The 25,690-nt window shown below is 67.1% G+C and carries 20 protein-coding genes and 3 pseudogenes; 16 read left to right on the top strand and 7 right to left on the bottom strand.

Annotated features, from left to right (window positions below):
- Nucleotides 1-280 precede the first annotated feature (280 nt).
- From ACSQ76_RS05715 to ACSQ76_RS05680, 8 genes are all read left to right on the top strand, one after another.
- Nucleotides 281-490: a Flp family type IVb pilin gene (locus ACSQ76_RS05715; protein WP_306131042.1), complete on the top strand. Its 210-nt coding sequence runs from the start codon at nt 281-283 to the stop codon at nt 488-490.
- A gap of 96 nt (nt 491-586) precedes the next feature.
- Nucleotides 587-1,804: an AAA family ATPase gene (locus ACSQ76_RS05710; RefSeq protein ID WP_437155795.1), complete on the top strand. Its 1,218-nt coding sequence runs from the start codon at nt 587-589 to the stop codon at nt 1,802-1,804.
- A complete protein-coding gene (locus tag ACSQ76_RS05705; RefSeq protein ID WP_437155794.1) occupies nt 1,801-3,387 on the top strand; it encodes a CpaF family protein in 1,587 nt (528 codons plus the stop codon). The genes ACSQ76_RS05710 and ACSQ76_RS05705 overlap by 4 nt, the downstream gene beginning before the upstream one ends.
- Nucleotides 3,388-3,390: 3 nt before the next feature.
- Nucleotides 3,391-3,630, top strand: coding sequence for a hypothetical protein (locus ACSQ76_RS05700; protein ID WP_437155793.1), 240 nt, complete (start codon nt 3,391-3,393; stop codon nt 3,628-3,630).
- 59 nt (nt 3,631-3,689) lie between these two features.
- Complete coding sequence (locus ACSQ76_RS05695) at nt 3,690-4,331, top strand: type II secretion system F family protein (RefSeq protein WP_437155792.1); 642 nt, start codon at nt 3,690-3,692, stop codon at nt 4,329-4,331.
- On the top strand, nt 4,324-5,301 hold the full coding sequence (locus ACSQ76_RS05690) for a type II secretion system F family protein (protein ID WP_437155791.1): 978 nt from the start codon (nt 4,324-4,326) through the stop codon (nt 5,299-5,301). Before ACSQ76_RS05695 ends, ACSQ76_RS05690 begins: the two co-directional genes overlap by 8 nt.
- Before the next feature lie 4 nt (nt 5,302-5,305).
- A complete protein-coding gene (locus ACSQ76_RS05685) occupies nt 5,306-5,740 on the top strand; it encodes a TadE/TadG family type IV pilus assembly protein (RefSeq protein ID WP_437155790.1) in 435 nt (144 codons plus the stop codon).
- Nucleotides 5,727-7,508 (top strand): TadG family pilus assembly protein, encoded by a 1,782-nt coding sequence (locus ACSQ76_RS05680; protein WP_437155789.1) that lies wholly within the window; start codon nt 5,727-5,729, stop codon nt 7,506-7,508. The genes ACSQ76_RS05685 and ACSQ76_RS05680 overlap by 14 nt, the downstream gene beginning before the upstream one ends.
- Before the next feature lie 15 nt (nt 7,509-7,523).
- Here the strand turns inward: ACSQ76_RS05680 and ACSQ76_RS05675 are convergent, their stop codons facing one another.
- From ACSQ76_RS05675 to ACSQ76_RS05665, 3 genes are all read right to left on the bottom strand, one after another.
- The gene (locus ACSQ76_RS05675) at nt 7,524-8,084 is read right to left on the bottom strand and encodes a helix-turn-helix transcriptional regulator (RefSeq protein WP_437155788.1); all 561 of its coding nucleotides are present in this window, start codon (nt 8,082-8,084) and stop codon (nt 7,524-7,526) included.
- A 153-nt stretch (nt 8,085-8,237) separates the two neighbouring features.
- Nucleotides 8,238-9,740, bottom strand: a complete 1,503-nt coding sequence (gene dacB, locus ACSQ76_RS05670) for a D-alanyl-D-alanine carboxypeptidase/D-alanyl-D-alanine endopeptidase (protein ID WP_437155787.1) — start codon at nt 9,738-9,740, stop codon at nt 8,238-8,240.
- Nucleotides 9,741-9,818: 78 nt separating this feature from the next.
- Entirely contained in the window at nt 9,819-10,433 is a 615-nt protein-coding gene (locus ACSQ76_RS05665; RefSeq protein ID WP_437155786.1) for a nicotinate-nucleotide adenylyltransferase, read from the bottom strand.
- A 156-nt stretch (nt 10,434-10,589) separates the two neighbouring features.
- On the opposite strand from ACSQ76_RS05665, the gene ACSQ76_RS05660 reads away from it, so the two are divergent.
- Together ACSQ76_RS05660 and ettA are read left to right on the top strand one after the other, a co-directional pair.
- Nucleotides 10,590-12,467 carry a putative bifunctional diguanylate cyclase/phosphodiesterase gene (locus ACSQ76_RS05660; RefSeq protein ID WP_437155785.1) on the top strand — a complete coding sequence of 626 codons (1,878 nt, stop codon included), beginning with the start codon at nt 10,590-10,592 and terminating at the stop codon, nt 12,465-12,467.
- Nucleotides 12,468-12,549: 82 nt separating this feature from the next.
- Nucleotides 12,550-14,205, top strand: a complete 1,656-nt coding sequence (ettA, locus tag ACSQ76_RS05655; protein WP_437155784.1) for an energy-dependent translational throttle protein EttA — start codon at nt 12,550-12,552, stop codon at nt 14,203-14,205.
- Nucleotides 14,206-14,422: 217 nt separating this feature from the next.
- Here the strand turns inward: ettA and ACSQ76_RS05650 are convergent, their stop codons facing one another.
- Together ACSQ76_RS05650 and ACSQ76_RS05645 are read right to left on the bottom strand one after the other, a co-directional pair.
- Nucleotides 14,423-14,992: an REP-associated tyrosine transposase gene (locus ACSQ76_RS05650; RefSeq protein ID WP_437155783.1), complete on the bottom strand. Its 570-nt coding sequence runs from the start codon at nt 14,990-14,992 to the stop codon at nt 14,423-14,425.
- A gap of 122 nt (nt 14,993-15,114) precedes the next feature.
- Nucleotides 15,115-15,318: pseudogene (locus tag ACSQ76_RS05645) on the bottom strand (BrnA antitoxin family protein); the annotation flags it as partial.
- A gap of 189 nt (nt 15,319-15,507) precedes the next feature.
- Between ACSQ76_RS05645 and ACSQ76_RS05640 the strand changes: the two are divergent.
- From ACSQ76_RS05640 to ACSQ76_RS05630, 3 genes are all read left to right on the top strand, one after another.
- Entirely contained in the window at nt 15,508-15,789 is a 282-nt protein-coding gene (locus tag ACSQ76_RS05640) for an FAD-dependent oxidoreductase (protein ID WP_437155782.1), read from the top strand.
- A 2-nt stretch (nt 15,790-15,791) separates the two neighbouring features.
- Nucleotides 15,792-16,673, top strand: a complete 882-nt coding sequence (locus ACSQ76_RS05635) for a geranylgeranyl reductase family protein (RefSeq protein ID WP_437155781.1) — start codon at nt 15,792-15,794, stop codon at nt 16,671-16,673.
- Nucleotides 16,674-16,790: 117 nt separating this feature from the next.
- Nucleotides 16,791-17,354 carry a L,D-transpeptidase gene (locus ACSQ76_RS05630; protein ID WP_306128001.1) on the top strand — a complete coding sequence of 188 codons (564 nt, stop codon included), beginning with the start codon at nt 16,791-16,793 and terminating at the stop codon, nt 17,352-17,354.
- A gap of 138 nt (nt 17,355-17,492) precedes the next feature.
- Here ACSQ76_RS05630 and ACSQ76_RS05625 read toward each other — a convergent pair whose 3' ends face one another.
- The gene (locus ACSQ76_RS05625; RefSeq protein ID WP_437155780.1) at nt 17,493-18,170 is read right to left on the bottom strand and encodes an arylesterase; all 678 of its coding nucleotides are present in this window, start codon (nt 18,168-18,170) and stop codon (nt 17,493-17,495) included.
- Here ACSQ76_RS05625 and ACSQ76_RS05620 point away from each other — a divergent pair.
- The 3 genes and pseudogenes from ACSQ76_RS05620 to ACSQ76_RS05610 all read left to right on the top strand — a co-directional run bounded on the left by ACSQ76_RS05620 (nt 18,169) and on the right by ACSQ76_RS05610 (nt 22,359).
- A pseudogene (locus ACSQ76_RS05620) lies at nt 18,169-18,866 on the top strand (ABC transporter ATP-binding protein). The gene ACSQ76_RS05625 and the pseudogene ACSQ76_RS05620 overlap by 2 nt on opposite strands.
- Nucleotides 18,863-21,363, top strand: a pseudogene (locus tag ACSQ76_RS05615) (ABC transporter permease). Before ACSQ76_RS05620 ends, ACSQ76_RS05615 begins: the two co-directional pseudogenes overlap by 4 nt.
- A gap of 96 nt (nt 21,364-21,459) precedes the next feature.
- Nucleotides 21,460-22,359 carry an inositol monophosphatase family protein gene (locus ACSQ76_RS05610; protein ID WP_437155779.1) on the top strand — a complete coding sequence of 300 codons (900 nt, stop codon included), beginning with the start codon at nt 21,460-21,462 and terminating at the stop codon, nt 22,357-22,359.
- A 354-nt stretch (nt 22,360-22,713) separates the two neighbouring features.
- Here ACSQ76_RS05610 and gcvP read toward each other — a convergent pair whose 3' ends face one another.
- Nucleotides 22,714-25,566, bottom strand: coding sequence for an aminomethyl-transferring glycine dehydrogenase (gcvP, locus tag ACSQ76_RS05605; RefSeq protein ID WP_437155778.1), 2,853 nt, complete (start codon nt 25,564-25,566; stop codon nt 22,714-22,716).
- Between the last annotated feature and the right edge of the window lie 124 nt (nt 25,567-25,690).

Below are 25,690 nucleotides of genomic sequence, written 5' to 3'. Positions count from 1 at the left end.
GGCACCTTCCCGCTTCAGGCAATACCCCGTCCCACGTCGCCGCATCCTACCCCCCGGACGCCGAACCACCCACTCGCCCGCACCGCCACATTCCCGCCAGATTTCGCCCCGAAACCCGTACGACCTTGGTCGGACGACCGTCAGACGATGGGGTCGTAAAACCGTCCACCGACCGAGGAAGGATTTCGCATTTCCCCGACAGGCGTCAGTGTCAGGGCACACGAGGGTCGTATCGGCCCGCAATCACAAACCTGTTCAAAACCTACAGAAAGAGACGACCATGACCATCGCACGCAAATCCATCAAGACCATCGCCCGCACCTTCGCCCGTGACGAAGACGGCGCAACCGCCATCGAATATGGCCTCTTTGCGGCTCTCGTGGGCGCCGTGATCGTCGGCACCATCGCCACGCTGGGCGGCCAGACCAACACCGGCTTCACCACCATGAGCACCGAGCTCAGCGCCCAGGGCATCGACGCACCGGAGTAAGCCCTGCTCGTCCCGCCGGGGCGGCCCCCGCCGCGCGGGCGGGACGCCCTGCCTCTCACCCCCGTCCCTCCAACCCCGCAACCCGAGGATCGCCCCATGCCCTTCGACACCCAAGATGGCGTCGCCCCCCCCCTTCAGGCCTATGTCTGCACCGACAAGGGCGCCGCCACGGCCCGTGCCGTGCTGACCGAGAGCGGCCAGGCGGCCAAGGCGATCCACGGTGGCGGGCTCAGCGGCGCGGCCCGGCTTCTCAGCGGTCCCTCCGCGATGAAATGCATCCTGGCCGAGATGGGCCAGATCAACCTGGCGATGGCCTGCGAATGCGTCGAGGAACTGGCCCGCGCCGGCATCGACGTGATCGTGCTCGGCACGGCCGACGATCTCGCCACCTACCGCGCCCTGCGGCAGGCCGGGGCGCGCGACTATTTCTGCCTTCCCGCCGACGCGTCGGACATCCTCGCCGCCACCACCGCGCCAGCCGCGGCCGGACCCGCAGCCGTCCCTGCACCCGCCGCCCCCGCGCCCGAAACCCTTCAGGGCCTCACGATCGGGGTCATCGGATGCAAGGGCGGCACCGGCGCCAGCCTCCTGGCGCAGAACCTCGCCGCGCTTGCCGCCGCCCCCAAGGGCGCCAACCGCTCCACTGCGCTGGTGGATGCCGATCTCGAATTCGGCACCCAGGCCATCGACCTCGACCGGGACGAAACCCGCGGTCTCTTCGACGCCCTGCGCGCCCCCGACCGCGTGGACAGCACGTTCATCGGCGCCACGATGGATCAGATCAGCGATACGCTCTCGCTCTATTCCGGCCAGGTCCGCGGCGATCAGACCGCCGCCGCCTACGAGCCCGGCATCGCTGCCCTCCTGCCGCGCCTGCGCGCAGGCTTCGACACCGTCATCGCCGACCTGCCCCGCGGCCTCGTCCTGCGCCAGCCCGACGTGATCGGCACGCTCGACCGGCTGGTCCTGGTGCTGCCGGCGGGCTTTGCCGGCGTCAACGCCGCCAGCCGCCTGCTGGGCCAGATCCGGGCCGATCACCCCGATTTGCCGGTCCTCGCAGTGCTGTCCGAGATCCGCAAGGACGCGGGACTGCGCCCCAAGGACATCGCCAAGACGCTCGACATGCCCCTCACCGCGACCCTGCCCTGCTGTGCCCCGGCGCTTGCGCGCGCGCACAAGGCCGCCAAGCCGCTGGTCACACTGCAACCGCGCGCGCCCTGGGCCCGCGCCGTGCGCACCGTCTTCGAGGCCGCCACCAAGCCGGCGGGCGCCGCCTCGGCCCTGCGCAAACCCCGCAAGAGACTGTTCGGATGAAACACGAGGTCATCGAGCACCACAATCGCGAAGCGCTCGACCGGGTGCTGCACATCGCGCGCCAGATCGACGCCGACGGGCTGTCGGTCGAGGAAAAGGTGAACACCGCGCTCACCTTCGTGGTCGAGGCGAGCGAGGCACCCATCTCGCTGGGCCAGCAACGCGCCCTGCTGGCCCAGGCAGTCGCGGCCCTGGGCGACAACGCAACGGCCGCCACCGCTGCACCGCTCGCGCCCCCGGCAGCGCCGCAATCCCCGGCCCGGTCACCGGCACCGAAGCTTCCCGCCCTGATCGAAGCCGTCAACGCCGCCGCCACGTCCGACTCCGACATTTCGGCCATGGCGGGCGAGATGATACAGGCGCTCTCCGAGGTGCTCGACTTCACCGAGATGTCCGGTCTGCCGCGTGCCGAACAGGAAAGCCGGATCCACGATGCGATCCACGCCCTGTCCGAAAAGCGCAAGATGCACCTCAATGGCCGCGAGGTCGCCGACCTGGTGAAGGCGGTCTTGGCCGACATGCTGGGCCTCGGCCCTCTGGAACGCCTGCTGGCGGACGAGACGGTGACCGACATCATGGTCAACGGACCCAAACGGGTCTATGCCGAGCGCGGCGGCAAGCTGGAACTTACCGGCGTGCGCTTCCGCGACGACGCGCATGTCCACGCCGTCGCCTCCCGCATGGTCGCCGCCGTGGGCCGCCGGATCGACGAGGCGCAGCCGATGGTCGACGCCCGCCTCAAGGACGGCAGCCGCGTCAACGTCGCCATCCCGCCGCTCGCCATCGACGGCCCGACCATCACCATCCGCAAGTTTCCCGCCGCCCCCATGAAGCTGGAAACGCTCGTTTCCAACGGCTCGCTCTCCGAACAGATGGCGCGCTTCCTCGGGCTTGCGGCCTACCTGCGCCTCAACGTGCTGGTCTCGGGCGGCACCGGCTCGGGCAAGACCACGCTGATGAACGCGCTCTCGGCCTTCATCCCAGCCACCGAACGGCTCGTCACCATCGAGGACGCCGCCGAACTGCGCTTCCAGCAGCCCCACGTGGTCCGGTTCGAGACGCGCCCGCCCAATGTCGAGGGCAAGGGCGAGGTCACCATGCGCACGCTGGTGCGCAACGCGCTCAGAATGCGCCCCGACCGCATCATCATCGGCGAGATCCGCGGCGACGAGGTGCTGGACCTGCTGCAGGCCATGAACACCGGCCATGACGGCTCGATGAGCACCCTGCACGCCAACTCCCCGCGCGAGGCGATGACCCGGATCGAAAGCATGGCGGCGCTCGCCGGCTTCGACATGGCCTCGGGCGTGGTCCGCCGGCAACTGGCCGATGCCGTGCAGCTGGTGATCCAGATTTCACGGATGCGCGACGGCACCCGCCGCATCACCTCGATTTCCGAGGTCGCCGGGCTCGAAGGCGATGTCGTCACCCTCCAGGATCTCTTCACCTTCGAGACCGACCCCGACAGCACCCGCACCGAAGTGCGCGGCCACTTCCGCTATTCCGGCTACCGTCCCAAATTCGCCCGCCGCGCGGCCGATTACGGCGTGTCCGAAGATCTCGACGCGGTTCTCGGAGGATAACCCATGAGCCTGTTCCTGATCGTCCTCACCGCTTGCATCGTCACCTTCACCGCCCTGGTGCTGTGCGTGCTGGTCCATACCGACCGCACCCGCCGCCGCCACCAGGCCCGGATGCAGCGCGGCCTCGTCCGCCCCGGCCCCGCGGCGCCCAAACCGCCGCGCCGGACCGTTCGCGACACGCCCGACATCACCGGCCTCACCCCCGGATCGAGGCGCTGCTGGAACAGACCGGCCTGCGTCTGACGCCCACCGACATCTGCATCCAGATCGCCATCGCCGCGCTGTCGATCTACGGTCTCGCGGTGCTCTATGCAGGGCTCAACCCGCTCATCGCGCTGGTACTCGCCGTGGCCCTGCCGGTCCTGCTGGCGCTGGTCGTGCTGCGCCACGCCCGCGCCCGCTACCAGGCCGCCTTCATCGAAGGGCTGCCCGATGCGCTCGACATCTTCGCCCGCGGCCTGCGCGCCGGGCGGCCCATCGCGGATTCCCTGCGCATCGTGGTCGAGACCACCACGGGCCCCGTGCAGGCCGAATTTGCCCGCACCCATGGCGAAATCTGCCTCGGCACCTCCCTTCAGGACAGCCTCGCGGCACTCTACATGCGCCTGCGCACCGCCGAGCTCGGCTTTTTCGCCGTGGCCACCGCGCTTCAGGCCGATTCCGGCGGCAACCTCGTCGAGACGCTGGAAAACCTGGCCGAACAGCTGCGCGAACGCCGCAAGCTGCGCAAGAAGGCCCGCGCGCTCTCGTCCGAGGCCCGCGCCAGCGCCATGATCCTCGCGGCCCTGCCCTTTTGCATCGCGCTCGCGCTCTTCGTGCTGAACGGCGCCTATCTGAAACCGCTCTTCACCGATCCGCGTGGCCAGGTGATGGCGGCGGCGGCCCTGACCAGCGTGGCACTCGGGGTCTTCGTGATGGCCCGGATGGGGCGCGCCGATGTCTGAGACAACCGTTGATATCCTGTCGTGGATGGCCTTCGCCGGGCTGATCCTGGTGACCCTGGGCCTGGGCGCGCTGGTCGATACCGAACGCCGCCGCGCCGTCCTGATGCTGCGCCTGCGCCGCGCTGGCGGCGAGGCGCTGCCGCCGCGCGACGCCACCCAGGGGCCCGCCCGCCGGTCCGGCACGCTCGCCCGGGCCGGCGCGGCGCTGCGCCGGATCGTGCTGCGCATGGGCGAACGCCTGTCGGTCATCCTGGGCGGCGAGGCGCGCGACACCGCCGCCGACCTGCGCTCGGCAGGGTATCGCAGCCGCGACGCCCTTCTGGTCTTCGCTTTCCTGAAAACGGTCCTGCCCGTCGGCGCCTTCCTGTCCGGCGGCGCGTGGGTGGTGACCGTCTATCCCATCGGCATGCCTGCGCTCATCCCTTCGGCCATCGTACTGGCCGTGGCGCTCGGCCTGTCGATGGGTGTCGACATGGTGGTCGATTCCCGCCGCCGCGCCCGCATGGGCCAAATCCGCCGCAGCTTTCCCGACCTGCTGGAACTGCTTGTGATCGCGTCCGAGGCCGGACAAGGCCCGCAGCAGGCGCTGCACCGCGTCGCGCGAGAACTGCAATACAGCGCCCCCGAGCTTGCCGCGGAGACCCGCCAACTGGTGGCCGAAATCGGCATGACCAACGACCGCCGCACCGCCTATGACAAGCTGCGCGCCCGCGTGCCACTGCCCGAGATCGCCATCTTCACCCAGGCGCTGGACCAGTCCGACACCTACGGCACGCCCTTTGCCCGCGCCATGCGCAACCTGGTGTCGGAACAGCGCGCCAACCGCCTGATCGCGATGGAGGAAAAGGCCGCCCGCCTGCCCGTTCTGATGACCATCCCGCTGATCTTCTGTATCATGCCGGCGGTCTTCGTGGTGCTGGTCGGGCCCGCAGCACTCTCGATCTTCGACAACATCCTCGCGGGACGCTGAGACCATGACCCTGCACCGCCTCACAACCGCCGCCCGCCGCTTCACCCGTGACACCACCGGCGCCGTCGCCATCGAGTTCATGCTGATCGCGCCGATCCTCTTTGCGCTGATCCTCGGCATCATCACCCTGGGCTTCTACATGGGCGTCAGCCATTCGGTGCACCAGCTCGCCGCCGGCGCCGCCCGCGCCTCGGTCGCGGGCCTGGACGAGATCGAGCGGCGCGACATCGCAACCACCTACCTCGCACAGGGCACCACCCGCTATCCGCTGCTGAAGGATGACGCACTCTCCACCTCGCTGGCCTATTCCGGCGCGGCCACGGGCAGCATCACGGTCAACGTCACCTATGCCGCCGAAGGCACGCTGCTGGACGTGGCCAACGGCTTTCTCGGCCTCGGGATCGACACGATCGAGGGGCAGGCCTATGTCGCCTACTGACCGCATTGCCCGGTTCCGCCGCGACGAATCCGGCGTCGTGGCCATCATCGTGTCGCTGATGCTGACCGTGCTCTTCGGGTTCGTCGCGCTCGGCGTCGACGTGGCCGCGCTCTACCGCGACCGCGCCCGGCTTCAGGCCACCAGCGACCTCGGCGCGCTCAGCGCAGTGGCCGACGCCTCCGCCGCCGAGACCCGCGCCATCGACGCCATCATGGGCAACGGCCGCGCCGCCTCCACGCTCTCCGAGCTGCAAACTGGGCGATACTTCCGCAACCCCGCCATCCCCCGGACCGAGCGGTTCGTGCCGCTCGACGCCGGCACGGCCGGCGTGAACGCCGCGCGGGTTACGCTCAGCGACGCCTCGCCGCTCTATTTCGCACAGATCTTCAGCGGCACGCCCACCATCGACCTCAGCCGCAGCGCCCTGGCCACCCGTACAGGCGCGGCCAGCTTTTCACTCAACAGCCACTTGGCCGATCTCGACCCCGCAGCCCTGGATGCGGTGCTGACCGCCAAATACGGCGCCGCTGCCGCGGTCGGCGTGGGCGACCTTGCCCTGCTGGCGGAAGCGCAGGTCAACCTCGGCACGCTGATGGAAACCCTCGACGGGCTCACCGGCGGCACCTCGCGCAATCCCGCCGACGTGCTGAACCTCGTCACCACCGCCGACACCCTGCTCGATGCGCTCGCCTCCGACCTGCCGCCCGCCCTCGTCGGCAGTCTCGCCGGGCTTACCGGTGCCGTCGCGGGACAGCAGATAGACGTGGCCGCGGTCGTCGGCGGCATCGACACGCGCCTGGGCCTGACCGCCACCGACTTCCTGACCGAGATCGACGTCTCCGCCCTCGACATCGTCAAGGCCGTCGTCGCCGCCGAAGCGCTCGACCCGGCCGCATCGCTGGGCCTCGACCTCGACGTGGCGGGCATCGTCGGTGTCGATGCACAACTGTCCGCCGGCGAACCGCCCGTGCAGTCCGGCTGGGTCGGGCTGGGCGAGGAAGGCGTGCAATTGCACCGCGCCGCCGCGCGCCTCGCGCTCGATATAGATGTCGATCCCGGCCTGCTGACCGGGCTGGCCGGCGAGGTCACCGCCACCGATCTGCGCGTGCCGCTCTACGTGGAACTCGCCGGCGCCACCGCCACGCTGGACGAGATCGGCTGCAGCGCCTCGCGCGCCACGGACCTGGCCGCCTCCTTCTCGGTGTCGCACACGCCCCTGCACCCGCAGAACGGCACATCCGTCGCGGCGCTCTACCTCGGCACGCTGCCCGCGGGCACCGGCGCCAGCGACGCGATCGACCCTGCAAGCCTCGGCTTCGCCGATCTGCTGACCGTGCGCATCGCCATTCGGGTGCCGCTCCTGCCCGACCTGGTGCTGGCCGACCTTGTGGTGCAGGCCCGCAGCCACGTCAGCGTCGGCAGTTCCGACACCGATCGCATCACGTTCACCCATGGCGATATGGCCGCCGGCGACACCGTGCGCGGCTTCGGCTCGAAACTGCTGGTGACCAACGCCGTCAGCACGCTCCTGTCGTCCGAACATACCGAACTGCGCATCAGGCCCGACCAGCAGGGACTTGTCACCGGCCTGGCGGCCCCGGTGGTAAACACCCTGCTCGCCAACCTTCCGGCCCAGCTTCTGGCCGCGCTCACCACGCCGGTCGACGGGGTGGTCGACGGCGTGCTGGCAAGTGTCGGACTGGAACTCGGCGCAGGCGAACTGACCCTGACCGGGCACCACTGCGAACGCGTTCGGTTGGTCCAGTGATGCCGGCGGCCCGTATCAGGCCGCGTGCTGCTTGCGGCGCCCGACCAGCGGCAGGGCATCCTTGGTGCTGATCTTGGAGGCGGGCTCCTCGGCCTCGCGCGCCATCGACACCACCTCGTCAGTGACGAAGGCGATCAGCTGGTAGCGCGATTCAAGCCCCGATTTCTGATAGATCCGGCCAAGCTGCGATTTCACCGTGGTGATCGCGCTGCCGCGCATCTCGGCGATTTCGCTGTTGGAGAATCCCTTGGCCACGAAAATCGCCACGTCCGCCTCGGCCTGCGACAGGCTCCAGTCCGGCGCGTGGCGCAGGATGACGGTCTCCTTGGCGACGGGTTCACTCATGCCCGGGGCCAGCTTTTCACGGCGCTTCTGCACCATGTGCCGGCTCAGCTGCGTGCAGGCGACATAGGCCACGACCGACGTCAGCGCGAAGAACAGCGCGAAAAGTCCCGACAGCGCCGCAAAGCTCGGCACGGACACTTCGCCCCCATAGGCGAAATGGACGACAAGCAACGTCTTCAGTGCTGCGATGACCGAAACAAGGACAGATCCGAAAATCCAGATACGTGACATTAATGATTACTCCTGTGCGCGCTGCATTCGGGCCGGACTTTTAATCGGAATTAAGGCAAATTTGAGGAAACCGTTTCCCCGCTACGGACAATATTGCGGAAATTTCGCGCCTGACGCGCGAGTCGCCCTCGACATGCAACCGCAGGCCTCACCTTACCCTGCGTAAACCACGCTCCAGCGCTCGATCAATCCCTGCTGAAGCTGCTTGGCCCGCCGATTCCAGCTGGACGCGCCCGGCGGGCTCACATCCGACCGGCTGTCGATCGGCGCACGCAGGCTCTCGTTGTGGGTAAAGACGGCAAACGCCAGTTCGGTGCCGTCCGGCGCCGTGGCATACCCCGCCAGCGTGCTGACGAAATACAGCGTCCCGGTTTTCGAGGCGACCTTCACGGGATGGTCGGCCATGATCCCGCCATTGCTGTCGCGCATCCCGAACGGCTTCAGGATCGGCTTCAGCCGCCCATCCCCGTGCACGCGCGCCAGCCCCCGGGCCATGGCCAACGGCGTCACCCGCGATGTCTCACCCAGGCCCGAGTGATCGACCAGCATCGCGCCGGTCATGCCCAGTTCCTCTTGCGCCCATTTGCTCATCTCGGCACCCGAGGCCGCGAGGTCCGCGCGCCGGCCCAGCCGCGCGGCGCTGGCGGTCATCCCCACCAGCTCGGCGGTCAGGTTGTTGGAATATTTCAACATATCCTTCAGGATCGGCACCAGCGGCTCGCTCAGATGGCTGACCAGCACCTCGCCCTCGGGCGGATCGTCGAACGTCTCTCCGGCGGTAACCGTCACGCCCTGCGCCTGCGCCAGCGCGGTGAACACCTCGGCGGCATAGTCCCCGGGCCGCCGCACCGGCAGCCAGCGTGCACCGCCATTGCCCAGCGCCCCCGCCGCCACGGTCCAGCTGTCATGATCGCCCGCGTCCTCGTAGGTATAGACCGGCCCCTTGCGGTTCGTGACGCGCATCCGCGCCACCCGCACCGACGGGCGATAGCGACCCGACCGCGCGTCCATCGAGACCGAGTATTCCCCGCCCGAACGCTTCCACTCGAAATGTACCCGGTTGAAGTTCAGGTTCAGCCCCGACAGAGAAGGGTTGTATCCCACGTGCAGGGGCTGCTCATCGTCGATGAAACGGACAAAGGGCAATGCCCCGTCCCAGGCGCGCAGCTTGCCTGTCACCCGGGTCACCCCGGCCGCCTTCAGCCGTGCGGCCATGTCCGCGAGCCCATCGGTGTCCAGCACCGGGTCGCCGCCGCCCGCCAGCACCAGGTCGCCCTCCAGCACACCGTCCTTCACCGGCCCGGTCGCGATCAGCCGCGTCTCAAAGCGATAATCCTCGCCCAGCGTCTCCAGTGCGTAAATCGCGGTGACCGCCTTCATCACGCTCGCCGGCGGCATGCCTGCGCCCGCGTTGTGACCCTCCAGCACTCTGCCGGTCTTCACGTCGATGACCGTGAACCCCACATCGCCGCCCAGCTTGGCGCGCTCGATCAGCGCATCGACGCTCGGAACCGAGCGAATGCGGGCCGCCTCGGCGCCACCCTCGGGGCGCAACTGCGGCCGCAACGAAACCTCGGGCGCATTGGCCATCGCGCCGCCCGCCAGGCTGGCCAGCGCCGTCGTCAACAAAAAACGTCTGGAAATGTCTCTTCGCATGCGCCCAATTAACCCAAGCGTGGCGTGTCGCACAATCGGCAATTCGGCTCTGTCGGTGCCATTGCCGCGGCGCTCCGATCAACTTTCCGAAATATCACCCCAGTCGCCCTGTGCCCGCAGGGCCGTCGACGACAGCGCACTCATCGGCACGTTGACGAAACACCACGCCGGCGCGTCGGCAAAGCGCAACGCCCGCGACTGCCGCGCCGGGATGCGCACCGTGCGATAGATCCGCGCCGGCTTCGACATCCGTGCCGAAATCCGCTGGCCGGGACGGGCCAGAACGCCGATCGGCACCGTCTCCATGATCCGCTGCCAGTCCTGCCAGTGCTCGAACTGCGCCAGGTTGTCGGCGCCCATCAGCCAGACGAACTGCACATGCGGCCGCATCTTTTGCAGCACCACCAGCGTCTCGGCGGTAAAGCGCGTTCCGACCTGCGCCTCGAAATCGCTGACCTGGATGCGCGGATGATCCACCAGCGCCCGGCACGCCGCCATCCGCCGCTCCAGCGGCTGCGGGCCCCGCGCTTTCAGCGGGTTGCCGGGGCTCACCAGCCACCACACCCGATCGAGGCCAAAGCGCCGCAGCGCCTCGCGGCTGATATGCACATGGCCCGCATGGGGCGGATCGAACGATCCCCCCAGCAGCCCGATCACCATGCCGGGCCGTGTCATCGGCAAGCGCACACGCATGTCCTTTCCCTCCGCGCTCCCTGAAATCGCCGGGATGCCGCGCGATGTCCAGCCTTTTCAGCGCCGGGCCACATCGCGGGATTCGGCGCAATTTTAGGGATTTAGCCCTTGCGCCGGCACCGCTTGTTAAGCCGCCTGTGGCATGACGCCTCCCAGGTGAGAGACAACAAGGGCATGGGCGTGGCACAAGATGGCAACAGGCCGACCCCGCATTCCCCACATGCGGCGCAGGGGACGGATGCGGACGTGTTGCGCCCACCGCCCTCCGCTGCCGACCTGCCCTATTGCCCGCAATTCCTCAACGGGATCCGGGACGCCGTCATCATCCAGGACATCGAGGGCCGCCTGGAATGGATGAACCCCGCCGCCGAGGCGATGTTCCGCGTCACCCTCGACGCCGTCCGCGGGATCAAGGTGATGGGCCATGTCCTGCCCGATGGCGCCCGGGTCGATCCGGCCAAGATCGCCGCCTTCCGCTATGACATCGACAGCGGCATCTTCCGTCGCGACCACCTCGCCCGGCACAAGCGCGTGGGCGGCGAGACGTTCTGGAACCTGCACAGCTTCACCCTGCTGACCACGCCCACGGGCCACAAGGTCGCCGTCACCTGCCGCGACGTGACCGAAACCGTGGAAACCGAACAGGACCTGCGCCGCGGCCAGGCGCGGCTGCAACACGCCGCCCATCACGACGCCCTGACGGGGCTCGCCAACCGCAAGCGCCTCTCGCAATACATGGGGTCCGACATCCTGCGCCGCGCGCTGGCCGACCGTCGCGTCGGCGTGCTGCATCTCGACCTCGACAAGTTCAAGGAGATCAACGACACGCTCGGCCACGCCGCCGGCGACGCCGCTCTCCTTCACGTGGCCGACCTCCTGCGCCGCTTCTGCGGCCCGCAGGACCTCGCCTGCCGCATCGGCGGCGACGAATTCGTGCTGGTCTGCCTCGGCATGACGACCGAGGACGCCCTGCTGACCCGCGCCGAACTGCTGCTCGGCGCCGCCCACGATCCGCTCAACTGGAACGACCAGGCCATTCGCGTGGGCCTGTCGATCGGCGCCTGCCTCGCGCAAGACGGTGCCGAAAGCGGCGAAACCCTCATCCATCACGCCGATCAGGCGCTCTACGAGGCCAAGACCCGCGGTCGGGGCCGGGTCATGCTCTACACCCCGGCCCTGGGCCACGTGCAGATCGCGCAGAACCGGCTGGCCCGCGAACTGCGCCTCGCCACCGCCGAAAGACAATTGACCGTGCACCTCCAGCCCCAGCTCGACCTGGCCCGCGGCCGCATCACCGGCTGCGAGACGCTGCTGCGCTGGAACCACCCCCGGCTTGGCCTCCTGCCCCCCGGCGCGTTCTTCGAGACCGCCCGCCGCACCGGCGTGCTGGCCGATCTCGACTACCAGTCGATGCACCTGTCGCTCGACGCGCTCACACGCCTGCACGCGGCGGGCTTCGACGATCTGACCATCGCCCTCAACGTCTCGGCCGAGGCGCTGACCGACGTGAACTATCCCGGCCTGCTGGACTGGGCGCTGCAATCGCGCGGCCTCACGCCCTCGCAGATCTGCGTCGAGATCACCGAGACCACCATCCTCCAGGGCGGCGGCCGCACCATCGCCACCGCGGTCGAACGCCTGAAACGCATGGGCGCCCGCGTGGCGCTCGACGATTTCGGCACCGGCTATGCCGGCCTGGCCCACATCTCGGAGATCGAAGTCGACGAGATCAAGCTCGACCGCTCGCTCACCGCCAACATCGCCACCGATCCGCGCAACCGCGCCATCGTCCGCTCGATCATCGAACTGTGCCGCAAGCTGGGCACCCATGTCACGGCCGAAGGGGTCGAAACCGCCGAGCAGCTTCGCCTCCTGCGCGTCGCCCGCTGCCCCGCGATCCAGGGCTTCGTGCTGGCCCATCCCCAGCCCTGCGACGACATGATCGCGTGGCTCTCCGCCAACCTGCCCCTGCCCGCCGGTTTCGGCACGGCGCAGCCCGCCGCGCCCGTCGCCCGCCTGCGCCCCGCCACCTGACGCGTTTTGACCGTTTGAATTCGCAGGGCGGTGCGGTTACATGACGCGCAACGCATTCCCTTCAGGAAAAAGAGCACGGAAAATGGCAGCCTACCAATACGTCTACCACATGCAGGGCGTCTCCAAGACCTACCCCGGCGGCAAGAAATGCTTCGAGAACGTCCATCTCAGCTTCCTGCCCGGCGTGAAGATCGGTGTCGTCGGCGTCAACGGCGCCGGTAAATCCACCCTGATGAAGATCATGGCCGGCCTCGACACCGATTACACCGGCGAGGCCTGGTCCGCCGAGGGCGCACGCGTTGGCTACCTGCCGCAGGAGCCCGAACTCGACCCCAACCTCTCGGTGCGCGAAAACGTCATGCTGGGGGTGGCCGCTCACAAGGCCAAGCTCGATCGCTTCAACGAACTGGCGATGAACTACTCCGACGAGACCGCCGACGAGATGGCCGCCCTCCAGGACGAGATCGACTCCAACAACCTGTGGGATCTCGACAGTCAGATCGACGTCTCGATGGAGGCGCTGCGCTGCCCGCCCGACGACGCCGACGTCACCACGCTCTCGGGCGGTGAGAAACGCCGCGTCGCGCTCTGCAAACTGCTCCTGGCAGCCCCCGACATGCTGCTCCTCGACGAACCCACCAACCACCTTGACGCCGAAACCATCGCCTGGCTGCAACAGCACCTCATCGACTACAAGGGCACGATACTGATCGTCACCCACGACCGCTATTTCCTCGACGACATCACCGGCTGGATCCTCGAGCTCGACCGCGGCCGCGGCATCCCCTACGAGGGCAACTATTCCGCGTGGCTGGAACAAAAGGCCAAGCGGCTGGAGCAGGAAAAGCGCGAGGACAAGTCCAAGCAGAAGACGCTGGAACGCGAGCTGGAATGGATGCGCCAGGGCCAGAAGGCCCGCCAGTCGAAACAGAAGGCCCGGATCGAACGCTACAACGAGCTGGCCAACCAGTCCGAGCGTGAAAAGGTCGGCCGCGCCCAGATCGTCATCCCCAACGGCCCGCGTCTCGGCGGCAAGGTGATCGAGGTCGAGGGCCTGCAAAAGGCGATGGGCGACAAGCTCCTGATCGAGGATCTGACCTTCTCGCTGCCCCCCGGCGGCATCGTCGGCGTGATCGGCCCAAACGGCGCCGGCAAATCCACGCTCTTCAAGATGTTCACCGGGCAGGAGCAGCCCGACAAGGGCGAGATCACCTATGGTGACACGGTCGAATTGTCTTATGTCGACCAGTCCCGCGACGACCTCAAGGATGGGGAAACCGTCTGGGAGGCCATCACCGGCGGCGCCGAGATCATCCAGCTGGGCGACGCGCAAGTGAACTCCCGCGCCTACTGCTCGTCCTTCAACTTCAAGGGCGGCGACCAGCAAAAGAAAGTCTCGCTGCTGTCAGGCGGCGAACGTAACCGCGTCCACATGGCAAGGCTGCTCAAGGAAGGCGGCAACGTCCTGCTGCTCGACGAGCCCACCAACGACCTCGATGTCGAAACCCTCCGCGCGCTGGAAGACGCGCTGGTCGATTTCGCCGGCTGCGCCGTGGTCATCAGCCACGACCGTTTCTTCCTCGACCGCATCTGCACGCATATTCTCGCCTTCGAGGGCGAGGCCCACGTGGAATGGTTCGAAGGCAACTTCGAGGATTACGAGGAAGACAAGAAGCGCCGCCTCGGCCCCGACGCCCTGGAACCCAAGCGGATCAAGCACAAGAAATTTGCGAGGTGACATCTGGCTGAAAGCCAGATGTCACCCGTGCGCGAAAGCGTTTCCGCAGGAAATGCGTGCGCACCGCGTCGACCTGCCGGGAACTGACCTGTCCCCCCGCCGTCCCGGACTTGATCCGGGACCTCCGGACCCCGAGATCCTCGAGCCAAGCCCGAGGATGACACAAGGCGGGGTGAAACCCCGCCCTACGTCCTGCAAATACCTGTAGGGTGGGGTTTCACCCCACCCCCATACATCCCCGCGCATACCGCCCGTCCGCCCTGTCCCGATGCACCGACGAATACGCCCAATCCTCCGGCTCCGCCACGAACCCATGCTTCACCGGGTTCATCCAGCAATACCGCATCAGCGCCGCATAGTCTGCCTCACCCCGCACATGATGCTCCCAGAACCGCCGCTGCCATATCCCCGCATCACCCTTGCGTCGTTTGCTCGCCGACCTGTGTAGGGTGGGGTTCCACCCCACCGCGTGTCCCGCCTCCTGCGCCAGGGTGGGGTGGAACCCCACCCTACACCCATCCCGCAAACTGCGCGTGAACCGGGCCTTGATCGCCCCCCACCGGGTCGAGAAATCCGCATCACCCTCCGGCAAGGTCCAGATCGCATGCAGGTGATCCGGCAACACGACCCAGGCGTCGATATGGAAAGGTCGCTCGGCCCGTGTCTGCCGCACGGCAGCGCGCAACCGTTCGATTTCATCCACGAGAAGATGACCGCCGCGTTCCGCCAGGTTGACGGAAAAGAATACCGTGGCACCGGAAACGCGGGGGCGAAGATAATGCGACATGGCGCCACCATGCCGCAAGTTTGGTTAATGAATGGTTGAGGGCGTCTCTCACCCCCAACCCGCTCCCGCAAAACCTCCTCCAACCGAACCTCCTTCGCCAGATGCATCTGCATATACGTCGCCAGCAGCCGGTTGATCCGCGCCTGGTACCCCTTCCCCATCGCCCGGTAGAACTTCGCCACCGACCGGTCCAGATACAGCGTCACCTTCTCCTTCGGCTCCTCCACCGGCACGTCCATCTCCAGCGTGTGCCACGCCTCCGGAATCTCCTCGGCGATCGTGTCGGGGATCCAGCTTTCCTGCTGCAGATAGATCAGGCTGTGCATCAGGCTGGCGCGGGCGGCGCGTTCGGTCTTGGTGGGCATGTCGGGCTCCTCTGTGGCGAGCCTGCATCCTCGCCCGCGCCCCTTACCAAAACCTGACCCCACCGCACCGACGCGCTGCCACCCGGATACCGACGCGATACCGACACGTCTTTTCGCGCCCCTCGGGATGCTCTATCTCCCCTTTTCAAGATGCCCGATTTCGACCTTGTCATCCTCGGCGCCGGCCCTGCCGGAACAGCCGCCGCCATGCAGGCCCGCACCCTGGGTCTCAGCGTGGCGTTGGTCGACAAGGCATTGTTTCCACGCCAAAAACTCTGCGGCGGACTTGTGACAGGCCGCTGTGCGGCGCACCTGGCCGACATTTTCGGCATGCAGATCACCACTGACCTTTTCGAGACCCGGCGAAATTTCGAATTCTACCTGAAAGATCAATCTCTTGGAAATCTCCAGGACGTCCCCCCCTGCACCTGACCATGCGCTGGGACTTCGATCACCACCTGCTGAAACAGGCCCTTGCCGCCGGCGCCGCCGACTTCACCGGCCATCGCATCGAAGCCATTGATTTCAAAGCAAATACCATTGATCTGGCCGAGGGCGAACCCCTCACCTACCGACTGCTCATCGCCGCCGACGGCGTTCAAAGCCCGACCGCCAAAGCATTGTTCGGCAAGCCTTTTTCCCAAGACACCATCGGTTTCGCCCTAGAGGTCGAAGGCCCCTCGCAAGCCCCGACCGAGGCCACGCCCATCCGCATCGACTTTGCCGCCGCCGACTGGGGATACGGCTGGTCTTTCCCGAAAAAATCCAGCACGACCATAGGCTTGGGCGGCCTGCACGCTAAAAACCCCGACATGAAATTGCACCTCGCCACCTATCTCGACAAGCTGGGAACCGGAAAGACCGCCAAGGTCAAAGGCCATTTCCTGCCCTTCGGCGCCCCAAGGCCCATCCCCGGCAAGGGCAATGTCCTGCTCGCGGGTGACGCCGCCGGCCTGGTCGACCCGATCACCGGCGAGGGCATCGGCTATGCCATCCACTCCGGAGCCCTGGCGGCCGAGGCCGCCAAAATCGCGCTGGATCAGGGAGATACCCGCCGCGCCCTACCGCTCTACACGAGCGCGACCAAACCGATCCGCCGCTCTATCGCCCAAGCCCGGCTACTGCGCCCGCTGATTTTCTCGGCGCGCCTGCAGCCCTTCTTCGCCCGCACCTTCGCCACGTCCACGACGCTCAAGCGCGACTACATGCACCTGCTCTCGGGCGAGATGGAGTATCCCGCCCTTCTTCGCCGCACTGTTTTGCGCCTGCCCCGCGCGGCCCTGCGTTACCTCTCTGCCGCAGCGTCCGGAAACTGAGGCTTGACGGTCATGGAATCGCTTGCCCTTCTCCCATTCACTTGTTTTTGATTTCTAAATGCTCATGTGGCGGAATATCGCCATACCCAACTGCCGCCGTTTCGAGGGAAGAAAATCATGATGAATCGCCGCCAATTCGTGGCCACAGCTGCCGCGGTCGCCACCGTGCCCGCACTGCCTGCCGCCGCCCAGACATTCCAGCTCGACCAGAAATACATGCCTCAGGACGTGAACATCTCGGCCCGCTATGCGCCCGGACAGATGCTGATCCTGCCCAAGGCGCATTTCCTTTACCTGATCACCGAGCAGGGCCGTGCCCGCCGCTACGGTGTGGGCGTCGGCAAGGCCGGGCTGGAGTTCACCGGCCGCGCAACCATCGACGTCAAGAAGAAATGGCCGACATGGCGACCGACGCAGGAAATGATCGAGCGCGAGCCCAAGACCTACGCCAAATTCAAGGGCAACGACTATGTCCAGCCGGGCGGCAAGGGCAACCCGCTGGGCGCGCGCGCCCTGTACCTGTTCCAGAATGGCCGCGACACCTATTTCCGCATCCACGGCACCAACGCGCCCCGCTCGATCGGCCGCTCGGTCTCCAACGGATGCATCCGCATGATCAACGAGCACGTGATCGACCTCTACGAGCGCGTGCCGCTGGGAACCGTGGTCACGGTTCTGTAAAAACGGCGCACCACAAGAGCGCAGACTTTTGCGCAATCTACGGGCCGCCCCGCCTCCAAACTCCCGTCCCGGGCTCGACCCGGGACCTCTTCCTCCGGTGCAGACTGGGATCCGGCCAGGGATCAAAGCCGCTTGGCTTCACTCCGCCCGTTCCGCCAATTCGGCCACCGCCGGCCCTAGGGCCTCCACGATCCGGCCGACTCCGTCGGCGTTGGGATGAATCCCGTCCGACTGGAAATAGCCCTGCAATTCGGATGGATCGCCTTCACCCAACCCTTTGAAAAAGCTCTCGAAATACAGCGCTCCGAACTCCTCGGACAGCTCGGGATACATCGCATCGAAGGCCGCCTTGTAATCCGGCCCGAAATTGGCCGGCGCCTGCATCCCCACCAGTAGCACCGGCAGGTCTTGCCCCTCGGCCACCTCCAGAATCGTTCTCAGGTTCGCCCGCGCCGCGCCCGGGTCCAGCCCGCGCAGCATGTCGTTGCCTCCCAGCGCCACGATCATCGCGTCAACCTCGGGTGTCAGGCTCCACTCCACCCTTGACGCACCGCCTGCCGTGGTGTCGCCGGAGACCCCGGCATTGATCACCTCTGCCGCAACATCGTTCTCCTGCAACCAGCCCTCCAACTGCGGCACGAACCCGTTTTCCTGTGCCAGACCATAGCCCTGCGTCAAGCTGTCGCCCAAGGCGAGGATCGTCACCGGCTCTTCACCAAAGGCCGGTAAACCAATGAAAACAAGCGCCGCGACCTTGCCCGCCAAGGCCCGGACCCCATATGTGAAACGACTAAAAACGAACAGGCAGAACCCCATGACAGACCCCGTGTTATCGCTGCGCGAGGCGGCGCTATCGCTGCAAGGCAATGCCGGCCCCGTCGAGATACTTGAGGCGATCAGCCTCGATGTCCACCGCGGCGACACGCTGGGGCTGGTGGGGCCGTCGGGCTCCGGCAAATCTTCGCTGCTGATGCTGATGGGCGGGCTGGAACGCGCCACCGGCGGCACGGTCAAGGCTTTGGGCCACGACCTCACCACGATGTCCGAGGATGCGCTCGCCCGCCTGCGCCGCGACCATATCGGCGTGGTGTTCCAGTCCTTCCACCTTATCCCCACCATGACCGCGCTGGAAAACGTCGCCACCCCCTCGAACTGGCCGGTAACCCCGACGCCTTCGCCCGCGCCGAGGAGGAACTGACCACCGTGGGCCTGGGCAAGCGCCTGAACCACTATCCCTCACAGCTTTCGGGCGGCGAGCAACAGCGCGTCGCACTCGCCCGCGCCGCCGCCCCGCGCCCCGATATCCTGCTGGCGGACGAGCCCACCGGCAACCTCGACAGCACGACCGGCACCGCCATCATCGATTTGCTTTTCGGGCTTCAGGAACGCCACGGTGCCACGCTGGTTCTCGTCACCCACGATCCCGGCCTTGCCGACCGCTGCGCCCGCGTGGCCGAACTCAGCGACGGCCACCTCACCGAACGACAGCCCATCAAGGCCCGCACGGCATGAAACTCCGCCTCGCCGCACGCCTTGCCGCCCGCGAACTGCGCGGCGGGCTGCACGGCTTCCGCATCTTCCTGGCCTGCGTGATCCTCGGCGTTGCGGCCATCGCCGCCGTCGGCACCGTCCGCGAAAGCATCACAGAAGGCCTCGCACAGGAGGGTGCAACCCTGCTGGGCGGCGATGCCGAGATCGAGCTGACCTACCGGTTCGCCAACGAGGCGGAGCGCGCGTGGATGGAAGACACCGCCACGCAGGTCTCCGAGATCGCCGATTTCCGCTCCATGGCCGTCATGGGCGAGGAACGCAGCCTGACGCAAGTGAAAGCCGTCGACAGCGCCTATCCTCTTGTCGGCACAGTGGAACTCTCCCCCGATATCCCCCTGGACGAGGCGCTGGCAGACAACGGCCTCGTCATGCACCCCACCTTGGCCGACCGCCTCGGCGCAGCCCCCGGCGACACCGTCACGCTGGGGTCCAAATCCTTCACCCTGCGCGCCCTGATCGAGCGCGAACCCGACAGCCGCACCGGCGGCTTCGGCCTCGGCCCCCGCACCATCGTGTTGCGCAGCGCGCTCGACGGCGCGGGATTGCTTGAACCCGGCACGCTTTTCTCCTCGCATTACCGCCTCGACCTGCCCCCCGGCACCGATCTCGACGCCACGCACGGGGACGCCGAGCAAGCCCTCGAAGGCAGCGGAATGCGCTGGTCCGACGCCCGCAACGGCGCGCCGGGCGTGGCCGAATTCGTCGAGCGCCTCGGCGCGTTCCTGATCCTCGTCGGCCTCTCAGGCCTCGCAGTCGGCGGCGTCGGCATCTCCGCCGCCCTGCGCGCCTACCTGTCGGGAAAAACCCAGGTTATCGCCATCCTGCGCAGTCTCGGTGCAGATCAACGCACGATCTTCCTGACCTACCTGATGCAGGTCGCCGTTCTAGGCGTCCTTGGCATCACCGTCGGCCTCGCCCTCGGCGTCGGGCTGCCCGTGCTCCTGTCGCCCATCATCACTGCGCAACTGCCCGTGCCTGCCGTCTTCGCCCCCTACCCGGGGCCGATGGCCGAAGCCGCGATCTACAGCGCCCTCAGCATCCTCATCTTCACCCTCTGGCCGCTGGCCCAGGCGCGCGACATCCGCCCCGCAGCGCTCTACCGCGACGCCGACACCTCCGGCACCCTCCCCGGCGCGGGGTTCATCCTGACCACCGCCGCGCTCGTCGCGGCCCTCGTCTGGGTCGCCGCGTGGTTCTCGGGCAATTCAACCCTCACCTACTGGACGGCAGGCTCCATCGCCGGTGCCCTCGTGGTGCTGGCCCTCGCCGGTCTCGCCCTGCGCGCCGCTGCCCGGCGCATGCGCCCTCTGGCCCGGGGCCGCACCGCGCTCGGCTGGGCGCTCGGCGCCATAGGCGGGCCGCGCAGCACCGCCAGCGCCGTGGTTCTATCACTCGGCCTTGGCCTCAGCGTGCTCGCCGCCGTCGGTCAGGTCGACCGCAACCTGCGCGACGCCATCACCCGCGACCTGCCCACCCGCGCGCCCAGCTTCTTTTTCGTCGACATCCAGCGCGACCAGATGTCCGGCTTCTCGGCCCGGCTCGACAGCGACGAAGGCGTCACCCGCGTCGACGCCGCCCCCATGCTGCGCGGCATCATCAGCGAAATAAACGGCCAGCCCGCAGCCCAGGTCGCCGGCGATCACTGGGTCCTTCAAGGCGACCGCGGTGTCAGCTATGCCGCCGCCCTGCCCGAGCGCAGCACGCTCACCGCCGGCGACTGGTGGGCGGAGGATTACGATGGCCCGCCCCAAGTCAGCTTCGCCGCCGAGGAAGCCGAGGAAATGGGCCTGGAACTCGGCGACGAAATCACCCTCAACATCTTGGGCCGCGACCTGACGGCTGAAATCACCTCTTTCCGCGAGGTCGATTTTTCCACCGCCGGCATGGGCTTCATCATGATCCTGAACGAGGCCGCCCTGGTGAACGCCCCCCACAGCTATATCGCCACGGTCTACTCCGACGCCGAGTCGGAAACCGCCATCCTCCGCGACCTCTCGCGCCAATTCCCCAACATCACCGCCATCTCGGTGCGCGACGCCGTCTCGCGGGTCAGCGACCTTCTGGGCAGTCTCGCCTCGGCCACCGCCTGGGGCGCCGCCGCCACACTGCTGACGGGGTTCATGGTCCTGATCGGCGCCGCCGCCGCCGACGCCCGCGCCCGCAGCTACGAAGCCGCGATCCTCAAGGTCCTGGGCGCCAGCCGCGCACGCATCCTGTGGGGTCTCTCCCTGCGCGCCGCCCTGCTGGGGCCGCGGCCGGCAGCGTCGCGCTTGGCGCCGGCATCGCAGGCGCGTGGGCGGTCAGTCACTACGTCATGGAAACGTCCTTCGCCGTGGCATGGCCACCCGCCCTCGGCATCGTCGCGGGCGGCGCGCTGATCAGCCTTCTGGCGGGCCTGGCTTTCGCCCTCGGCCCCATTTCCGCCCGTCCCGCCCAGGTTCTGCGCAGCCGCGAATAACCGCCCATCGCGCGTCCCGATCCGGTTGCGGTCCGGCGACCGGGATGGCACTCATCCCGCACCCCCTCGCCCCACCGAGTCGTTCAAGGAGTGCCCATGACGGAAACCCTGCCCATCCCCGTTTCCTCGCCGCTGACCAACGCGCAGAAGGCCGCGCTCGTCAACCTCGTCCGCCGCGCAGCGAAGGCCGAGATCATGCCCCGCTTCCGCAACCTCGCCGCTGCCGAGATCACCACCAAAGCCGGCCCCGAGGACCTGGTGACCGAGGCCGACCACGCAGCCGAAGCGATGCTCTCGCGCGGCCTGCAAAAGATGTTCCCCCACGCCCTGATCGTGGGCGAGGAAGCCGCCGCTGCCGACCCGTCGCTGCGCGGCAAGCTGGCCGAGGCCGAACTGGCCTTCATCCTCGATCCGGTCGACGGCACGTGGAACTTCGTCAACGGCCTGGCCATGTTCGGCGTCATCGTCTCGGTCACCCGGTTCGGCAAGCCGGTCTACGGCCTGCTCTACGATCCGGTCATGGACGATTTCATCGCCGCCGAAGAGGACGGCCCCGCCGAAATGACCCGCGCCACCGGCCGCGCCCGCCCCGTCTTGGCCTCGCAAGGCGGCGATATCGACAGCCTTTACGGCTACATGCACTATTACCTGATGGATCGCGCCGTGCAGGAACAGCTTGCCCCGCTCATGCCACGGTTCGGCCGCATCGGCTCGCTGCGCTGCTCGTGCCACGAATACCGGATGCTGGCGCAGGGCCGTGCCGATTTCCTGCTCTCGGCCGCGCTTAACCCGTGGGACCACGCGGCGGGCGTGCTGATCGTCCAGCGCGCGGGCGGCGTGGTGCGTATGCTCGACGGGCGCGACTACAACGCCGGCATCGACACCGGCTACCTGCTTGCCGCGCCTAATGAGTCCAGCTGGCAGAAGCTGGCCGAGGTGTTCAACCCGCGGCTCGCCCCGGCAGCCGAGCCTCCGAAGGCCAAAAAAGGCGATTGATCGGCGCTCTTTTCACCCATGAATTGAAACGTCACGACCGGGCCATTTTGCCGGAACCCGGCCCCGCGCCCGGCGTTATTTCCACACTGCATATCGAACGTGCCAACAGGCCTTCGGAACAGGCAAGGCGCCGCCGCGAAATGGCCGGCGCCCTGCAAGTGTACCAAATTTCCCGAGATCAGTTTGAACCGACTGACCGGCGGCCACGACCGACAGGTATTCGTTCCAAGGGTCACTCCCGCCCGACCGAACGAGGGCATTGCCCCTGTCCCGGGCAAGGCCCGATCATTTTAGCGAGTGATTTCAGTACCAAGTAAGGGCGGTCTCCTTCGGGAGGCCGCCTGATTGCCTGCCTCACTCCGCCGCCTCGGCATACGCCTCCATCGGCGGGCAGGTGCACACCAGGTTCCGGTCGCCAAAGGCATTGTCCACCCGGTTCACCGGCGGCCAGTACTTGTCCACCCGGAACGCGCCGGGCGGGAAACAGGCCTGTTCGCGGCTATAGGGCCGGTCCCACTCGCGCACCAGGTCCTCCATCGTGTGCGGCGCATGTTTCAGCGGATTGTTCTCGCGGTCCATCTCGCCGTCCTCGATGGCGCGGATCTCCTCGCGGATCGCCAGCATCGCGTCGCAGAACCGGTCTAGCTCCGCCTTGGTCTCGCTCTCCGTCGGCTCGATCATCAGCGTGCCCGCCACCGGCCAGCTCATCGTGGGCGCGTGAAACCCGCAATCCATCAGCCGCTTGGCGATGTCGTCCACCGTGACGCCCGCGCTGTCGGCGAAGGGGCGCGTATCCAGTATGCATTCATGCGCCACCCGGTCATTCCGCCCCCGGTACAGCACGTCATACACCCCCTCCAGCCGCTTGGCCACGTAGTTGGCGTTCAGGATCGCCACCCTGGTCGCTTGGGTCAGCCCTTCACCACCCATCAAAAGCGTGTAGGCCCAGCTGATCGGCAGGATCGAGGCCGAGCCGTAAGGCGCCGCCGACACCGGCCCCGGCCCGTCTTCCTGCCCGCGCGGATCGCCAGGCAGGTGCGGCGCCAGGTGCGCCTTCACGCCGATCGGTCCCATGCCGGGCCCGCCCCCGCCGTGCGGAATGCAAAAGGTCTTATGCAGGTTCAGGTGGCTCACGTCACCACCCAGATCCCCGGGCCGCGACAGCCCCACCATGGCATTCAGGTTCGCCCCGTCGATATAGACTTGCCCGCCATGGTCGTGGGTAATCTTGCAGACCTCCAGCACGGTTTCCTCGAACACGCCATGCGTGCTTGGATAGGTGATCATGCACCCCGCCAGCCCGTCAGCATTGGCCTCCGCCTTGGCGCGGAAGTCGTCAAGGTCGATATCGCCATTGGCATCGGACTTCACCGGGACCACCTTCCAGCCCACCATCTGCGCGCTCGCGGGGTTTGTGCCATGGGCACTGGTCGGAATCAGGCAGACGTTGCGATGCCCCTCGCCATTCGCGGCGTGATAGGCGGCAATGGTCAACAGCCCCGCGTATTCCCCCTGCGCACCCGAATTGGGCTGCATCGACATGGCGTCATAGCCGGTGATCTCGCACAACCGCGCGCTCAGATCCTCGATCAGCACGCGGTAGCCCTCTGCCTGGTCCTTTGGGCAGAACGGGTGCAGCCGCGCGAACTCGCGCCAGCTCACGGGCATCATCTCGGCCGCCGCATTCAACTTCATCGTGCACGACCCAAGCGGAATCATCGCCCGGTCCAGCGCCAGGTCCCGGTCCGCCAGCCGGCGCATGTAACGCATCATCTCGGTCTCGGCCCGGTTCATGTGAAAGATCGGATGCTCAAGGTACCCGCTCTGGCGGTGCAGCTTTTCCGGCACGCGGTACTCCGGCGTGAAGTCCTCGTCGGTCTTCTCGATCCCGAAGGCGCGCCAGACCCCCTCGATATTCTTGGGCCGGGTCGCCTCATCCAACGTGATGCCGACGCGATGCTCGCCCACCCGGCGCAGGTTGATCCCCTCGTCGACGGCCGATTTCATTACCGCTGCCTGCAATGGGCCCACGTCCACCGTGATCGTGTCGAAATAGACCTTCGGATCCACCTTGAACCCCGCCGCCTCCAACCCCTTGGCCAAGCGCACGGTCTTGCGGTGAATGCGCTGAGCGATGGCCTGCAAGCCCTTGGGCCCGTGAAACACGGCATACATCGACGCCATGACGGCCAAGAGCGCCTGCGCGGTACAGACGTTCGAGGTGGCCTTCTCACGCCGGATATGCTGCTCGCGGGTCTGCAGGGACAGCCGGTAGGCCCGGTTGCCATGGGAATCGACCGACACCCCCACGATCCGCCCCGGCATGGCGCGCTTCATCGCGTCCTTGCAGGCCATGTAGGCCGCGTGCGGCCCGCCATAGCCCATCGGCACGCCAAACCGCTGAACCGAGCCCACGGCGATATCCGCCCCCATGGCGCCCGGCTCCTTCAACAACGTCAGCGCCAGCGGGTCCGCCGACACGATCCCGACCGCGTTCTCGGCGTGCAACGCCTCCATCTGCGCCGTGAAATCACGCACATGTCCGTAGGTGCCGGGATACTGGAACAGCGCCCCGAAGACCTTGTCGGCCTCCAGCTTTTCCGGATCACCCACGATCACCTCGATCCCCAGCGGTTTCGCGCGCGTCTGCACCACGGCGATGTTCTGCGGATGGCAATCGCGGTCCACGAAGAACGCCTTGGCCTTCGACTTCGCCACCCGTTGCGCCATGGTCATCGCCTCGGCGCAGGCCGTCGCCTCGTCCAAGAGCGACGCATTGGCCACCTCCAGCCCGGTCAAGTCGCAGATCATCGTCTGGAAGTTCAAAAGCGCCTCCAGCCGCCCCTGGCTGATCTCGGGCTGATAGGGCGTATAGGCTGTGTACCACGCCGGATTCTCGAAGATGTTGCGCTGGATCGCCGGCGGCGTGACCGTCCCGTGATACCCTTGGCCAATGAGGCTGACCAACACCTTGTTCCGCCCCGCGACCATGCGCATCTCGTGCATCAGCTCGCGCTCGGACTTGGGCTTGCCGAAATCCAGTTTCCCGGCCTGCCGGATCGATTTCGGCACGGTCTCGTCGATCAGCTGATCGAGGTCCTCGACCCCCAGCGCGGCATACATCTCGGCCATCTCCTCGGGCGACGGCCCGATATGGCGCCGGTTGGCGAAATCGTAGGGCAGGTAGTCTGTGGGCTCGAACGGCATGACAATCGCTCCTTGGTGTCAGACAAGAGACGGCGCCGGGGCGACGGGCGCCGCCCCTGCTTCCTCTGGCTCAAAATATCCCCGCCGGAGGCACAAAAATCTTCAAAAGATTTTTGCCAAAATT

Origin of the sequence: Roseovarius sp. B08 (genome assembly GCF_051417955.1) — a bacterium.
Taxonomy (GTDB): domain Bacteria; phylum Pseudomonadota; class Alphaproteobacteria; order Rhodobacterales; family Rhodobacteraceae; genus Roseovarius.
The sequence above is the reverse complement of the archived record's forward strand: the minus strand, read 5'-3'. Positions and strand labels throughout refer to the sequence as shown.